The sequence below is a fragment of the Bradyrhizobium sp. R2.2-H genome (assembly GCF_004346455.1).
Lineage (GTDB): Bacteria > Pseudomonadota > Alphaproteobacteria > Rhizobiales > Xanthobacteraceae > Bradyrhizobium > Bradyrhizobium diversitatis.
Window position 1 is genome coordinate 104,470 of record NZ_SMBR01000006.1, and the last position, 15,611, is coordinate 120,080.

Annotated in this window: 13 protein-coding genes; 8 read left to right on the plus strand and 5 right to left on the minus strand. The window is 62.9% G+C overall.

Annotated features, from left to right (window positions below; all coding sequences use genetic code 11):
- Position 1 precedes the first annotated feature (1 nt).
- The gene (locus tag EDE08_RS17215; RefSeq protein WP_131870163.1) at positions 2–652 is read right to left on the minus strand and encodes a peroxiredoxin-like family protein; all 651 of its coding nucleotides are present in this window, start codon (positions 650–652) and stop codon (positions 2–4) included.
- A 59-nt stretch (positions 653–711) separates the two neighbouring features.
- Positions 712–1,506: an enoyl-CoA hydratase/isomerase family protein gene (locus EDE08_RS17220; protein WP_245524807.1), complete on the minus strand. Its 795-nt coding sequence runs from the start codon at positions 1,504–1,506 to the stop codon at positions 712–714.
- A 135-nt stretch (positions 1,507–1,641) separates the two neighbouring features.
- Between EDE08_RS17220 and EDE08_RS17225 the strand changes: the two genes are divergently transcribed.
- From EDE08_RS17225 to EDE08_RS17235, 3 genes are all read left to right on the plus strand, one after another.
- On the plus strand, positions 1,642–2,544 hold the full coding sequence (locus EDE08_RS17225; protein WP_283811640.1) for a LysR family transcriptional regulator: 903 nt from the start codon (positions 1,642–1,644) through the stop codon (positions 2,542–2,544).
- 632 nt (positions 2,545–3,176) lie between these two features.
- Entirely contained in the window at positions 3,177–3,365 is a 189-nt protein-coding gene (locus tag EDE08_RS17230; RefSeq protein WP_131870161.1) for a hypothetical protein, read from the plus strand.
- A gap of 374 nt (positions 3,366–3,739) precedes the next feature.
- Positions 3,740–4,630, plus strand: coding sequence for a HEPN domain-containing protein (locus EDE08_RS17235; protein ID WP_131870160.1), 891 nt, complete (start codon positions 3,740–3,742; stop codon positions 4,628–4,630).
- Positions 4,631–5,091: 461 nt separating this feature from the next.
- Here EDE08_RS17235 and frc read toward each other — a convergent pair whose 3' ends face one another.
- The 3 genes from frc to EDE08_RS17250 form a co-directional block, all read right to left on the minus strand.
- The gene (gene frc, locus EDE08_RS17240; protein ID WP_131870159.1) at positions 5,092–6,369 is read right to left on the minus strand and encodes a formyl-CoA transferase; all 1,278 of its coding nucleotides are present in this window, start codon (positions 6,367–6,369) and stop codon (positions 5,092–5,094) included.
- A gap of 149 nt (positions 6,370–6,518) precedes the next feature.
- Positions 6,519–8,252 (minus strand): oxalyl-CoA decarboxylase, encoded by a 1,734-nt coding sequence (oxc, locus tag EDE08_RS17245; RefSeq protein WP_131870158.1) that lies wholly within the window; start codon positions 8,250–8,252, stop codon positions 6,519–6,521.
- Between the two features lie 61 nt (positions 8,253–8,313).
- Positions 8,314–9,009 (minus strand): GntR family transcriptional regulator, encoded by a 696-nt coding sequence (locus tag EDE08_RS17250; protein ID WP_162131044.1) that lies wholly within the window; start codon positions 9,007–9,009, stop codon positions 8,314–8,316.
- A gap of 351 nt (positions 9,010–9,360) precedes the next feature.
- On the opposite strand from EDE08_RS17250, the gene EDE08_RS17255 reads away from it, so the two are divergent.
- The 5 genes from EDE08_RS17255 to EDE08_RS17275 all read left to right on the plus strand — a co-directional run bounded on the left by EDE08_RS17255 (position 9,361) and on the right by EDE08_RS17275 (position 15,560).
- Entirely contained in the window at positions 9,361–11,490 is a 2,130-nt protein-coding gene (locus EDE08_RS17255) for an acetate--CoA ligase family protein (RefSeq protein ID WP_131870156.1), read from the plus strand.
- Between the two features lie 172 nt (positions 11,491–11,662).
- Positions 11,663–12,505, plus strand: a complete 843-nt coding sequence (locus EDE08_RS17260) for an IclR family transcriptional regulator (protein WP_165936023.1) — start codon at positions 11,663–11,665, stop codon at positions 12,503–12,505.
- A gap of 105 nt (positions 12,506–12,610) precedes the next feature.
- On the plus strand, positions 12,611–13,579 hold the full coding sequence (locus EDE08_RS17265) for a Bug family tripartite tricarboxylate transporter substrate binding protein (protein ID WP_131870154.1): 969 nt from the start codon (positions 12,611–12,613) through the stop codon (positions 13,577–13,579).
- The gene (locus EDE08_RS17270) at positions 13,576–14,061 is read left to right on the plus strand and encodes a tripartite tricarboxylate transporter TctB family protein (RefSeq protein WP_131870153.1); all 486 of its coding nucleotides are present in this window, start codon (positions 13,576–13,578) and stop codon (positions 14,059–14,061) included. Before EDE08_RS17265 ends, EDE08_RS17270 begins: the two co-directional genes overlap by 4 nt.
- Entirely contained in the window at positions 14,061–15,560 is a 1,500-nt protein-coding gene (locus EDE08_RS17275; RefSeq protein ID WP_131870152.1) for a tripartite tricarboxylate transporter permease, read from the plus strand. Before EDE08_RS17270 ends, EDE08_RS17275 begins: the two co-directional genes overlap by 1 nt.
- Positions 15,561–15,611: the final 51 nt, after the last annotated feature.

The following is a 15,611-nucleotide window of genomic DNA, read 5'->3' on the forward strand; positions in this document are numbered from 1 at the left end:
ATCATGACGCGATTGCGATCTTGCGCAGCGCCGATAGCGCGACGGCCGGATCCATCCTGTTGCGATAGTCGGGATCGACGCTCGCGAGTGCGATACGGCCGCTCTTCTCGATGACGTAGCTCGCCGGCATTGGCAGCGACCACTGTCCGTCCCCGTTGCGGGTCGGCAGGTCGTGGCCGAATTTCCGGTAAAGCGCCTGGATGGCTGGCGAGAGCTGGAAGCGGATGCCGAGTGCATCCGCTAGCACACCGTCCGTATCACTCAATACGTCGAAGCTCAGCGCGTTCTTCTCCGCGGTCGTCAGCGCGTTGTCGGGCGTCTCCGGCGAGATGGCGACAAGGCGAGCGCCAAGCGCCGTGATCTCGGGCAGCGCTTTCTGGTAAGCGCGTAGTTCGAGATTGCAGTAGGGGCACCAGCCGCCGCGATAGAAGGTCACAACGAGTGGGCCGCTCTCGATCAGAGCGCCGAGATCGGTCGTGCCACCGATCTGGTTCGGCAGTTGCCGTTTCGGAAACTGTGCACCGGCCTTGAGCGCGCGATCAGCCAGCGACTGCAGCGCCGCATTGTCGTCATCGACAAGCTTCGCGGTTTCGGCGCCGACGCGCTCGCGCCAGGATGCCTTGAAAGTGTCGAGTTCGGTTTGCAGGGACATGATCGTGCTCCGGAATGTCGGTCAAAAAGGATTGAAGTTAGTCGTTGTTCACGGGGTGCTCAGGTGTTTGACGCGGCCATCGTCTGTCGGACGAGCGCGTTGGCGCTGGCGCCTTCGAGCGCGAGTCCGTAGCCGACTTCGCGGACGATCCGCTCTTTCAGCGGTTGGATGAAGTGGATGCGCGTATTGCGGCGCGTCACCTCGGGTTGCTTGAGATATTGCTGCGCCAGATCACGGGCGACCGCGACGGCACTGCCGGCATCCGCCAGGTAATTCACGACGCCCCATGCTGCCGCTTCCTCAGCCGTGACCGGACGCGGGCTAAGGAGGAATGCCTCGCTCCGGCCCGCCCCAGCGCGATACGCCCACGTCGTGTAAACGCCATCGCCTGGAACGATCCCGCCGGCGAAGTGCGGCAGATCGTGGAAAGTCGCCGTCTTGGCAGCAACGATGACGTTAGCGAGCAACGCATACTCGGTGTGGATGTGCGCCTTGCCCTCGATGGCGGCGATCATCGGCACGCGAATGTTGGCGATGTTCTCGAGGATCTGGGTGCCTTCGTCGTGCACTTTCGACCAGACATTGGCATCGCCGACATTTCCGAAGCTGTCGAAGTCGATCTCGGCCATGTAATCGCCGACACCAGTCAGGATGACGACCTTGTTTCCGCGGTCGCGGCCGATCTCGTAGAAGGCGTCCGTGAACCCCTCATGGTCGCGCGCATCGAATTTGATGGGGCCGCCGTTGGTGTGCATCTCGACCAGCAAGATGCCGTCTGCGTCCCGGCTCATGCGGAGGTGGGCGTAACGGCTGAAATAGGCCGGTGCTGAGTTGGTTTCGGCGCTCATGATCATCTCCGGAGTTGCGCAGCGGCGGGCCGTCATTGGCTTGGACAGATCAATGCATCATGCATCGGACTTGCGGAACACCTGCAAATCTCATAACATTGATACGAAAGGCGTATGAATTGCATGGATCTGCTGAGCCCGATGAAGACGTTCGTCCGCGTGGTCGAAGCCGGCAGCTTCACCGCGGTCGCCAACGAACAGAACTCGACGCAGCCGACGATCAGCCGGCAAATCGCAGCGCTCGAGGAGCATCTCGGTTCGCGCCTCCTCACCCGCACGACACGTGCTTTGACACTGACCGACGATGGCCGCGCATTCTACGAGCATGCGCTCCGCGCTTTGGAGGCCGTTGGCGAGGCGGAAAACGCGGTTGGCCGGCGGCAAGCGAAACCCACTGGGACGCTACGTCTCGCTGTGCCGGTGGTGCTCGGCCGTCGACATATCGTGCCGCGCCTTGCCAGCTTCCTCTCGCGCTATCCTGATCTGTCGATCGATGTGACGATGAGCGATAGCTTCGTCGATCTCGTCGAGCAGGGCATCGACCTCGCGTTGCGCGTTGGCGAGATCACCGACCAGAGCCTGGTTGCGCGCAATATCGGCATGGTGCGCCGGGTTACGGTAGCCTCACCAGCCTATCTAAGGACGCACGGCACACCAAGCGCGCCTGCCGACCTCGCACGCCATCAGTGCATCGTCTACACGCGCCTCGCGACGGGAAATCGATGGCACTTTGAGAGCAAGGACGGGCCGCTGGTGGTGGCCGTGTCGGGCCGCTATCGCGTCGACAACTCGGAAGCCGTGCGTGAAGGCGTGCTTGCCGGTCTCGGCATCGCCGTCATCCCGGCATTCGCGTTCTCGAATGAGGTGGAGGACAAAAAGGTGCAAGTCCTGCTCAGGTCATACGAGCCCAAGCCTCTGCCGCTCAACGCCGTGTACCCGTCACGCCGCTTCGTTCCGCTCAAGGTGCGAGCAATGATCGATTTCCTTGCCAACGAACTCGAGATCGACCCGGTGCTCAGCCGCTACGGCACATCCGCTGACTGAGCGTCAGCATAACCCTAGAATTGAGTGTGCTGTCGCCGGAATCTCCGCAATCTCGGCCTCGTGCTGATGGGGACCAGGCCGGACTTCGCCAGGGTCGCCAGCCTCTGCAAGGAAACGATCGGCGTGCGCGCACAGCTTCACAACGGCCAGACGCCGCCCGAGCCGATCCACGATGCGCACATTTGCGCCGCCGTCATCGTCTATCGCGCACCGCCCCCCTTGACGCGGGAGAACCTTGCTCTCGTCAAAGTGCCTTTCCAGTTCTGGCGATCACAGTTCGGCGACGGCTCCGGCAACGCACGCCTCGCCGAGGGCTTGTCAGGGAAGCCGATGTTCACTCGTGCCGGCTGGCCATTATGCGTTCCTGGCGCCGTGCTGGGCCGATCTCGCGGCGGCGGTGCCGCGCATCTGCACAGACGTGCCCACAGGGTTCGACCGGGCAGAGTTTCATCGCGCATTCAATGCGGCGGTGGTGAAGTACTTTCGCGAGCAGTTGGGGGCGGGAGATCGCTGAGTGTCTCGGGAATCGCGGTGACAGTCCAGGAAGACAAATTATCCACGCAGCGGCACCGCTTGTGTACCCAACTGAGATGATTAGATGGCGGGTGCCCAAAAAAACTCATGAGACGCCAATGACGAGGTTAGCCTACCATGCATGGACGACCAGTGACGGCCAGATGACGATTCTGAATGCTCGACACATTGTCAGCGTCACAGAAGGCAAAAACGGAGATTGGGTGGAGGTGAAGCTCGTCACCGGAGAAATACTCCACATCAAGGCGCCAATGACGGCATTCAAGGACTGGCTTTCAACTCTCTAGGTCTAGATGGTTCGGAGATCATGAGCTAATCTTCGCTCATGACCAATCCGGAAAAAATCTACGCTTTCCTTTGTAGCGAAACACCGAAGGGCTATTGCGACGACTGCGTCGCCAAACTCGCCGACGTATACCCACGACAGCAGATCAATCCGGTCTGCTCTGCGCTCGGATTGACCTCCGACTTCGACCGCCGCGAGGCGGTCTGCGAGGACTGCCGCGCGATAAAGTTGGTCACGCGATCGATTCGGTATGGTCCTCAGTCCTGAGAGGAGTAAACCTGTAACCCTGAGGAGTGGACGGGCTATTGCGACTTGGTATTGCTTGAGAGCGAAGTTCGGCGTCTTTGCTCCGACGCAGCTTTTGGGGGGCAAAATATGAGACTATTCCCACCAACCGGCGACCTGCACATTGGTTTGGCCGGCCTTAGTTTAGTGGACGCCGTCATCAATCTCCCAACTGGCGTGCGACTAGAAACGACATATGCTCACATAATGTCGCCAACCCTTCTGGCGTTCGCACCGCCGCCGACTGACGGACTGCCTCATCCTCCGCCTTGGAAAACCACGAGGTCAGGACTCGGCTACGATATTACTACGCAATTAACAGTTCCGGCATCTGCCGGCAAAACCGTACATGATCGAATGGAAGTAGCATTTGTCGCACTCTTCATGCTGCGGCTTTGGACTGATCCGTCCATCGTAGCTGTCGCGCTCTCGGACATGCCCTTTGCTCAAATTGCGAATGCGAAAGATGAAGCTGCCAACATCGCGTTGCTAGAGCACAGGCCGAGGGCCTTTCAGCTAGCAATCGTTGACGAAGGAAAGAAGTCAGAGAGTAGTCTGAGTTGGGTTGTAGAGCACTTCAGTGCAGCCCAAAAATTGTCGAAAGACAGCCCAGAGTTTCGTCTGGCCGTAAGTGTCATGAATGCTGGCCAGTTTATCGAGGATACAGCTCTAATCCTGATATCGTTGTGGGGCGCCCTGGAAGCAATTTTTTCGCCGTCAACGTCGGAGCTACGCTTTCGCGTCTCAGCTTTGATCGCGTCGTACTTGAATCCTCCAGGCTCCGAAAGACTTTCTCATCAAAGGGAAATTGCCAGCCTATATGACAAGCGCTCAGCGGCCGCCCATGGCAAACGCAAACACGAAGGCGACGATGTGTTGCGCACTTTTGAACTCCTTCGAAGGGTTCTGATTGCGATCATCCGCGAAGGAAAGGTACCTACAAAAGCCGAACTCGAAGAGAGGTTGTTCGGAGCGATATAAATTCGCAGGGAGCAGCTCCCCTAGGGAGTTAATTTAACTGCATGATCTATTTCCGATCAAGCGATCGGCTTTCGTCGCGTCTACAACTTGAGCGTCATGCCAAGTCTTCCAACCCCGAAGCACATCCTTGTATCGCTTAAAGGCCTGCTGCTGGCACTCCGGAAGTATCTGAGCAATAAGCTACGGCATCTGCGGTCAACAGACGAATGGGGCCTGTGGCAACAGCCAACGCCGTGATGCGCGCTCCCGGCACGACATCCACGATAGCATAATACCGCTGTTTTGCCCGACGGTTCAGAATTTTTTCGCTGAATCAGAAATATCGTTGCGGGCCAACGGGATGGCTACTGTGCATGGGGTTGTTTTTTCAGTTTTGATTTTGAGCCTGCGACGCCGCGCCTTCCCAAGCAAAAAGGCCGCCCCTTCGGGCGGCCCTTTCGTCTCGTTCAATGCTGGCCCGCTTACTCCGCGGCCTGCTTCTGCGGCGGGTCGAGCGCGCCGGACTTGTGGATCTCGGCGACCTGGTGGTCCGAGAAGCCGAGCACCGAACGCAGGATCTCGTCGGTGTGCTCGCCGAGCAGCGGGGAGCGCTGCACATCGCTCGGCGAGTCCGACAGCTTGATCGGATTGCCGACCGAGACGTACTTGCCGCGGGTGGGGTGGTCGACCTCGACCACGGTGCCGGTCGCGCGCAGCGACTGGTCCTCGGCGATCTCCTTCATCGACAGGATCGGGCCGCAGGGGATGTCGTCCTTGTTGAGGATCTCCATTGCCTCGAACTTGGTCTTGGACATCGTCCACTGCTCGATGCGGGCGAAGATCTCGTTGAGGCGCGGCAGGCGCGCCGCCGGCTTGGCGTAGTTCGGATCGGTCTTCCAGGAGGGCTCGCCGATGACATCGCAGATCTTCTCCCAGACCGGGGCCTGGGTGATGAAGTAGATGTAGGCGTTGGGATCGGTCTCCCAGCCCTTGCACTTCAGGATGCGGCCGGGCTGACCGCCGCCGGAATCGTTGCCGGCGCGCGGCACGGCATCGCCGAACGGCACGCCTTCGCCGAACTGGCTGTATTCCTTGAGCGGTCCGTGGGCGAGGCGCTGCTGGTCGCGCAGCTTGACGCGGCAGAGGTTGAGCACGCCGTCCTGCATCGCAGCGGTGACGCGCTGGCCCTTGCCGGTGTGGGTGCGCTGATAGAGCGCGGTGACGATGCCGAGCGCGAGGTGCAGGCCGGTGCCGCTGTCGCCGATCTGCGCGCCGGTGACGAGCGGTACGCCGTCGCGGAAGCCGGTGGTCGAGGCGGCGCCGCCGGTGCACTGCGCGACGTTCTCATACACCTTGCAGTCTTCGTACGGTCCGGGGCCAAAACCCTTGATCGAGGCGACGATCATCTTCGGGTTGATGGCTTGAATCTTCTCCCAGGGGAAGCCCATGCGGTCGAGCACGCCGGGGCCGAAATTCTCCACCAGCACGTCGCACTTCTTGATCAGCTCGGTGAGGACCTCCTTGCCCTTGGGGTTCTTGGTGTCGAGCGTGATCGAGCGCTTGTTGTGGTTGAGCATGGTGAAATACAGGCTGTCCACGTTCGGGATGTCCTGCAGCTGGCCGCGGGTGATGTCACCCACGCCCGGGCGTTCCACCTTGATCACGTCGGCGCCGAACCATGCCAGCAGCTGCGTGCAGGTCGGCCCGGACTGGACGTGGGTGAAGTCGAGAATGCGAACGCCCTCGAGCGCTTTGGTCATCATGTTGCTCCTGTTACCACTCTGTTTCCGTCATGCCCGCGAAGGCGGGCATCCAGTATTCGCTGTCGTTTCGGTTGGGCTCAGTGCTCGCCACAATGGATGATCCGGCGAATACTGCATTCCCCGCCTGCGCGGGGAATGACCCGGACTTACTTCTTCTTCTGCAGAACGCTCTGCGGATTGAGGTTGCCGATGCGGCCGCTCTCCGAGCCTGCGGCCGGATCGATCACCGCGTTGATGAGCGTCGGCTTGCGGGATTTCATCGCCTCGTTCACGGCGCGCTTGAGCTCGTCGGGCGAGGTGGCATTGACGCCGACGCCGCCGAAGGCCTCCATCATCTTGTCGTAGCGCGCGCCCTTGACGAACACGGTGGTTGCCGGATCGGCGTTGGCGTTGTTCACGTCGGTGCCGCGATAGATGCCGTCATTGTTGAAGATGACGACGCAGATCGGAAGATTGTAGCGGCAGATGGTCTCGACCTCCATGCCGGAGAAGCCGAAGGCCGAGTCGCCTTCCACTGCGAGCACGGGATGGCCGGTCTCGAGCGCAGCCGCGATCGCCTGACCCATGCCGATGCCCATCACGCCCCAGGTGCCGACGTCGAGACGCTTGCGCGGGCGGTACATGTCGATGACGCCGCGGGCGAGGTCGAGCGTGTTGGCGCCCTCGTTGACGAGGATCGCCTCCGGGTGCTCCTTGATGATGGTCTTCAGCACGCCGAGTGCGCCGTGATAGTCCATCGGCGACTTGTTGTTCATGAGCTTCGGCGCCATCTTGGCGACGTTCTCTTCGCGCTTGGACGAGATCGCCTTGGTCCAGTCGGCGGGCGGGGCGGTCCAGCCTGACGCAATCGCCTGGTTGAAGGCGGAGACGACTGAGCCGATGTCGCCGACGACGGGCGCGACGATCTCGACGTTGGAGTCCATCTCCTTCGGCTCGATGTCAACCTGGATGAACTTCTTCGGCGCTTCGCCCCAGCTCTTGCCCTTGCCGTGCGACAGCAGCCAGTTCAGCCGCGCGCCGATCAGCATCACGACGTCGGAGTCCTTCAGCACTGTCGAGCGGGCCGCGCCGGCGCATTGCGGATGCGTGTCGGGGAGGAGGCCTTTGGCCATGCTCATCGGCAGGAAGGGAACGCCGCTGTTCTCGACGAAGGTCTTGATCTCCTCGTCGGCCTGCGCGTAGGCCGCGCCCTTGCCGAGGATGATGAGCGGACGCTTGGCGCTCTTGAGCACGTCGAGCGCGCGCTTCACCGAAGCGGGCGAGGGGATCTGCGCGGGGGCAGCGTCGATCACCTTGACCAGCGACTTCCGGCCGGCCTCGGCGTTCATCACCTGGCCGAACAGCTTGGCCGGAAGATCCAGATAGACGCCGCCCGGACGGCCCGAGACCGCGGCGCGGATGGCGCGCGCGAAACCGATGCCGATGTCCTGGGCGTGCAGCACGCGATAGGCTGCCTTGCACAGCGGCTTGGCGATCGCGAGCTGGTCCATTTCCTCGTAGTCGCCCTGCTGGAGGTCGACGATCTCGCGCTCGGAAGAGCCCGAGACCAGAATCATCGGGTAGCAGTTGGTGGTGGCGTGTGCGAGCGCGGTGAGACCGTTGAGGAAGCCGGGCGCGGACACCGTGAGGCAGACGCCGGGCTTCCTGGTGAGATAGCCGGCGATGCCCGCGGCGTAACCGGCGTTCTGCTCGTGACGGAACGAGATCACGCGAATGCCGGCGGCCTGCGCCATGCGGCCCAAATCCGTGATCGGGATGCCCGGCACATTATAAATTGTGTTGATGCCGTTCAGCTTGAGCGCGTCGATGACGAGATGGAAGCCATCCGTCAGTTCCTGCTCGGTGCCCGGTGCTTCGGACTTGGTCGCGGTATTCAGCATGGGCCTTGTCTCCCTGGTCTCAGTACTGGGGCGAGTGCTTCGCCCTTCTGGTGAACGTTGCTTAAGTGAACAGTTCTTGGCCGTGCGCTTCCACGTAAGCGGCAAGGCCGAGGGTGTGATCGCGGGCGCGCTTCTCGGCGAGCTCGGTGTCGCGCGCTTCCAGCGCTTCGATGATGCCGAGATGCTCGGGCAGCGAGGTTGCGGTGCGGTCCTTGCGTCCGATGGTCAGCTGGCGATAGCCGCGCACGTGCAGCAGGAGGTCGTTGGTGAGATCGACCAGCACCGGCGATTCCGACAGCGAGATCAGCGCCTGGTGAAAGGCGATGTTGGCGCGGGAATATTCCTCGACGTGATCCTCGGGCAGGCGGTCCTTGCTGAAGTCCTTGAAGAAGTCGCGCAGCGCCGTGATGTCCTTCTTGCGTGCGGTCGTGGTGATGAGGCGCGCGGCCATGCTCTCCAGCGCCGCCCAGGCGCGGATCATGTCGACGATCTCGCTCTTGGTCCTGCGCACCACCATGATGCCGCGGCGCGGCACCGTCTTCACGAAACCGTCCTGCTCGAGCATGGCGATCGCTTCGCGGATCGGCGTGCGGCTGACGCCAAGCCTCTCGGACAATGCGCGCTCGTCCAGCATCACCGGCTCGGGCGTCGAGTAGATGTCCATCTTGAGGATGGCTTCCTTCAAGGCGTCATACGCCTTGTTCTTGAAGCTGCTCTCCGGGGCAATACGAACGATTGCGATGTCTGCCTCGGCCATGTTCGGCAACGCCTTGGTTGGTTTACGTAGTGACACGACGAATCTCCTCCAGTGGGAGTCGTCTTTTACAGGAATAATGACGGGAAAGTTTTTGGCATACCACATGCCAGAATGTCAAGGCGGCGATTTTTTGCGGCGTTCTAAGACAAGCTCCAGCTTGACAAGTTGGCTTCTGGCATACCAAATGCCATCGCCAGCCATTTTTGATCCAAGCCGGCGGAGTAGTCTTTGGGCTTATGCCACTCCGTTCCGCCGCATGGAACAGAGCGCGGCGAATGGCAAGCATCACGGGCAGCCGCAAACCACGCGCGCGCTTTGCAAAGAACGAACTCAGGTCAAGGGAGAAGCCAGATGTCCAATTCCAAAGATGCCGTCCGCAAGGTGCTCGACCAGGTCAAGGCGGACAACCGCACCAGCCTGACGGCGCCGGAGGGTAAGCTGGTCTGCGACGCCTACGGCATTCCGGTACCGAAGGAGGGCGTGGCAAAATCGGCCGGCGAGGCCGGCAAGATGGCTTCGTCCATGGGCTTCCCGGTCGTGATGAAGATTGTTTCGCCGGACATTCTCCACAAGACCGAAGCCGGCGGCGTCATCGTCGGTCTCAAGACCACCGAAGAGGCTGAGAAGGCCTACGAGACCATTCTTTCCAACGCCAAGAAATATAAGTCCGATGCCAAGATCGAGGGTGTCCAGGTGCAGCAGATGCTGGCCGGCGGCACCGAGGTCATCGTCGGCTCGATCACCGACGGCTCGTTCGGCAAGCTCGTCGCCTTCGGCCTCGGCGGCGTGCTGGTCGAGGTGTTGAAGGACATCACCTTCCGCCTCGCGCCCGCGACCAAGGAAGACGCACTCTCGATGCTCGATGGCATCCAGGCGCATGAGATCTTGAAGGGCGTGCGCGGCGGCGAGCCGGTGAACCGCAACGCCCTCGCCGACATCATCGTCAAGGTGTCGCAGCTCGTCACCGATTTCCCTGAGATCGTCGAGCTTGACCTCAACCCGGTGTTCGCGACGCCGAAGGGCGCGACCGCCGCGGATGTGCGCATCGTCGTCGACTTCGCCTTCAAGCCGAAGCCCAAGCCGCGTCCGACCGAAGAGATCGTCGCGGCCATGAACCGCATCATGCAGCCAAAGGCGGTCGCCGTGGTCGGCGCCTCCGCCGAGGACGGCAAGATCGGCAACTCCGTGATGAAGAACCTCATCAACGGCGGCTACAAGGGCGAGATCTATCCGATCCATCCCAAGGCCGCCGAGATCCTCGGCTACAAGGCCTACAAGAGCGTCAAGGACGTACCCGGCGTGATCGACGTCGCGGTGTTCGCGATCCCCGCCAAGTTCGTGGCTGCGGCGCTCACCGAGTGCGGCGAGAAGAAGATCCCGGGCGCGGTGTTGATCCCGTCGGGCTTCGCCGAAGCCGGCGCGCCGGAGCTGCAGGCCGAGATCGTCGAGGTCGGTAAGAAGTACGACATCCGCCTGATGGGGCCGAACATCTACGGCTTCTACTATACCCCCGCCAATCTCTGCGCGACCTTCTGTACAGCTTACGACGTCAAGGGCCACGCAGCGCTGTCGTCGCAGTCGGGCGGCATCGGCATGGCCATCATCGGCTTCTCGCGCTCAGCGAAAATGGGCGTCTCGGCGATCGTCGGTCTCGGCAACAAGTCTGATATCGACGAGGACGATCTGCTCGCCTTCTTCGAGCAGGATCCGAACACGAACCTGATCGCGCAACACTGCGAAGACCTCAAGGACGGCCGCGCCTTTGCCGAAGCGGCGAAACGCGTCTCCAAGAAGAAGCCGGTGGTCGTTCTCAAGGCCGGCCGCACCTCGGCCGGTGCCAAGGCGGCGTCCTCGCACACCGGTGCGCTCGCCGGCAACGACCGCATCTACGAGGACGTGTTCAAGCAGTCCGGCGTGATCCGTGCTCGCTCCCTGCGCCAGCTGCTCGAATTCGCCCGTGGCGTGCCGGTGCTGCCGACGCCGAAGGGCGAGAACGTGCTGATCATCACCGGCGCCGGCGGCTCAGGTGTGCTGCTCTCGGACTCCTGCGTCGACAACGGCCTGTCGCTGATGTCGATGCCTCCGGATCTCGATGCGGCCTTCCGCAAGTTCATCCCGCCGTTCGGTGCTGCCGGAAATCCTGTGGATATCACCGGCGGCGAGCCGCCGATCACCTACGTCAACACCGTGAAGCTCGGCTTGTCGGATGAGCGTATCCATGCGCTCATCCTCGGCTACTGGCATACCATCGTCACCCCGCCGATGGTGTTCGCCCGCAACATGGTCGAGGTGAAGAAGGAGATGGAGGCCAAGGGTTTTGTGAAGCCGATGGTCGCGTCTCTGGCCGGCGACGTCGAAGTCGAGGAAGCCGCCGAATATCTCTACCAGAACGGCATTCCGGCCTACGCCTACTCGACCGAGCTGCCGGTCGAGGTCCTCGGCGCCAAGTACAAGTGGGCGCGCGGGGCAGGGCTGCTCTGAGCTTGCGTTCGCCTCTCCCCGCTTGCGGGGAGAGGCCGGAATTTGCGCAGCAAATTCCGGGTGAGGGGGAGCTTCCGCGAGTCCAACTGCCACCGTCCTTGCGGAAGCTCCCCCTCACCCTGACCCTCTCCCCGCGAGCGGGGAGAGGGGAAGAGAACGAATGCAGGTCGCGATGAGCAAGAACGTGATCCGGCGCAAATCGCTCGAGCCCAAATCGGTCGCGGAATCCGATAACGAGGGCCGTGACGGCGGCGTGCAATCCGTTGACCGCGCGCTGTCGATCATCGAGACGCTGGCCGAGGACGACGAGGGTTATCGCCTCAGCGATCTCGCGATCCGTACCGGCCTGTCGGCGTCCACCGTGCACCGACTGCTCGCAACCCTCGAAAGCCGCCGCTTCGTGCAATTCGACCGCGGCGAATCCAAATGGCATGTCGGCGTGCGCAGCTTCACGGTCGGCGCGAGCTTCGCGCGGCGGCGGAATTTCTCCGCGCAGGCGATCCCATACCTCCGCAAGCTGCGCGATCTCACCCGCGAGACGGCCAATCTCGCCGTGGTCGACGATGAGTTCATCATCGTGCTGACCCGCATGGAGAGCCGCGAGATCATGCGTTCGCTGACCAAGGTGGGCGGCCGCGTTCCCATGGTGACCTCCGGCGTCGGCAAGGCCGTGCTGGCGACCTATTCGGACGAGGACGTCGGCGCCGTCATCCGCCATCACGGCATGCCCCGCCTGACCGAGAAGTCGATCGTTCGGCCGAGCGACCTGTTCAAGGAGCTCGAAAAGATCCGCAAGCAGGGCTACGCCCTCGACGATGAAGAGGCCTGCATGGGCCTGCGCTGCGTTGCGGCGGTCGTCTACAACGACTGCGCCGAGCCGCTCGCGGCGATTTCGGTCTCCGGCATGACCGGCCGGCTGACCGATCAGCGGTTGCCGGAGATCGGGCAAATCGTCCGGGATGTCGCTGCCGAACTGACGGCCGCGCTCGGCGGGGTGATCCCGACGCCCCGCTGACCAAAACCCCTGGGGGATGTCACTGGACAGTATCGGCCGTTTTGGCTGATATGCGACCAAACGACACAATGCGGCAAACGTCCGCATGAGCCTGGAGATGCCCCCATGTTTCGATTTCCCTCGCGCCTTGTCGGCGCAGCCGTCGCGCTGACCTTGGCGGCAGCCAATCCGGCCTTTGCCCAGCAACTCGAGCTCAAGCTGATGGCGCCGGCAGCTCCGGGCGGGGGCTGGGACCAGACCGCGCGCTCGATGCAGCAGGCGCTGGTGGCCTCGGGCGTCGCGCGCAGCGTGCAGGTCACCAATGTTCCCGGTGCCGGCGGCAGCGTCGGCATCGCGCAGTTCGTCAATGGCGCCAAGGGCGACGGCAACCAGATGATGGTCAGCGGCTTCGTCATGGTGGGCGCGCTCGCCATGAACAAGTCGCCGGTGACGCTGGAGCAGGTGACGCCGATTGCCCGCCTCACCGAGGAGATCCAGGTGATCGTGGTTCCCGCGAACTCGCCGATCAAAAATGCGCAGGATCTCGCCGCCGCGGTGAAGGCCGATATCGCCAGGGTCACCTTCGCCGGCGGCTCGGCCGGCGGTGTGGACCATGTGATGGCAGCGCTGTTCGCCGGCGCCGTCGGCGCAGATGCGAAGAAGATCAACTACATCCCGTTCTCCGGCGGCGGCGAATCGCTGGCGGCGATCCTCGGCGGCAAGGTCACCGCGGGCATTTCGGGCCTGAGCGAATATGAAGGGCAGATCAAGTCCGGCAAGCTGCGCGCGATCGGCGTGACCTCGGAGAAGCGCATTGCCGGCAGTGACATCCCGACCTTCAAGGAGCAGGGCATCGACCTCGTGATTGCCAACTGGCGCTCGGTGGTCGCGCCTCCCGGCATCACGCCGGAGCAGCGCAAGATCTTGAGCGATGCGGTCGAGAAGATGGTGAAGTCCGACGCCTGGAAGGAGATCCTCAAGCAGAAAGGCTGGGAGGACGCCTATCTCGGCGGCGACGCTTTCGCCGACTTCCTGAAGAAGGAAACTGTGCGCGTCACCGACGTGCTGAAATCGGTGGGCCTCGTCAAGTCATGACCTCAGGCGATCCTGCGCAGCCGCCGCGGCGCGTCGACCGCGCCGGCCTCGTTATCGCTGCCTTGCTCGCAGGGCTCGCCGCGGTGCTGGTCTGGGATGCACGCGGCCTGCAATCTGCCGCGATGTACGGGATGGGGCCCGAGGCGATGCCGGTCGTGGTCGCCTCCGGCCTTGCCTTGCTCGCGATCGGCAATCTCATCGACGCGCTGCGTGGGAACCTGCCGGCGCGCGAGAGCGCCGATCCCGTTCCGGTGTTTCTGATCCTGGTTGGCCTCGCGCTGCTGATCGCGATCATCGGCTTCGGCGGCGGCTTCATCCTGGCGACGTCCGCGCTGTTCGTGACGACGTCGGCCGCGTTTGGGCGCCGTGCCATCCTGGTCGACAGCATCATCGCGCTCGTGATGTCGACCGTCATCTATCTCGCGTTCGACCGCCTGTTGACGCTGAGCCTTCCGGCCGGACCCCTGGAGCGACTGCTGTGATGGACACTTTTGCCGCGCTGGCCCACGGCATGGCGGTCGCCGTCCAGCCGATGAACCTGCTTTATGCGCTGATCGGCGTGTTCCTCGGCACGGCCGTTGGCGTGCTGCCCGGCATCGGCCCGGCGCTGACGGTCGCGCTGCTGCTGCCGGTGACCTACAAGCTCGATCCCGGCGGCTCGCTGATCATGTTCGCCGGCATCTATTATGGCGGCATGTATGGCGGCTCGACGACCGCGATCCTGATCAACACGCCCGGCGAGAGCGCCTCGATGGCGACCGCGCTCGAAGGCAACAAGATGGCCAAGGCCGGCCGTGGCGGGCCGGCGCTCGCGACCTCCGCGATCGGCTCTTTCGTCGCCGGCACCATCGCCACCATCGGACTCGCCTTCCTTGCGCCGTGGCTGGTCGATTTCGCCGTGCGCTTTGGCCCAGAGGATTACTTCGCGCTGATGTGCGTCGCCTTCGTCACGGTGTCGGCGACCTTCGGAGATTCGCCGGTTCGTGGCTTGACCAGCCTGTTCATCGGCCTGACGCTGGGCCTCGTCGGCATCGACAAGCTGACCGGCCAGGCGCGGCTCGCGTTCGGCGTTCCCGAGCTGCTCGACGGCGTCGAGGTGACGACGCTCGCGGTCGGCCTGTTCGCGGTGGGCGAGGCGCTCCATGTCGCATCGCGCCGCCACCATACCGAGGAGAAGCTCGAGCCGGTGCGCGGCTCGCTGTGGATGACAAAGGAAGACTGGAAACGATCGTGGAAACCGTGGCTGCGCGGCACCATGTTCGGCTTTCCGATCGGCGCCCTGCCTGCGGGCGGCGCCGAGATCCCGACCTTCCTGTCCTATTCGACCGAGAAGCGCCTGACCAAACACCCCGAAGAATTCGGCAAGGGCGCGATCGAAGGTGTGGCGGGACCGGAAGCGGCCAACAACGCCTCCGCCGCCGGCACGCTGGTGCCGCTGCTCACGCTCGGGCTGCCGACCTCGGCGACCGCCGCGATGATGCTGGCGGGTTTCCAGCAATACGGCCTCAATCCGGGGCCGCTGCTGTTCGCCGAGCGGCCCGATCTGGTGTGGGGTCTGATCGCGAGCCTCTTCATCGCCAACTGCATGCTGTTGGTGCTCAACCTGCCGCTGGTCGGACTGTGGGTGCGCCTGCTCGCGATTCCGCAGCCCTGGCTCTATGCCGGCATCCTCGTCTTCGCGACCATGGGCACCATCGCCGCCAAGCCGTCGGTGGTGGAATTATCGATGCTGGCCGGCTTCGGCGTGCTCGGCTTCTTGATGCGCCGGTTCGATTTTCCGATCGCTCCCGTGGTCGTCGGCCTGATCCTCGGCCCGATCGCGGAAAGCCAGTTGCGTCGCGCACTCGCGATCAGCCTCGGCGATCCCATGACGCTGGTCCAAAGCCCGATCTCGGCGACGCTGCTGGCGGTGGCGTTGATCGCGCTGCTGGCGCCCTTCGTGATGAAGGGGCTCGGGCGATTCAAGGCGAACGAGGATTAGCCGCTAAGACGCACGCATGTTCTAATGCTGCGTCCATCCTGTGGAGAAATG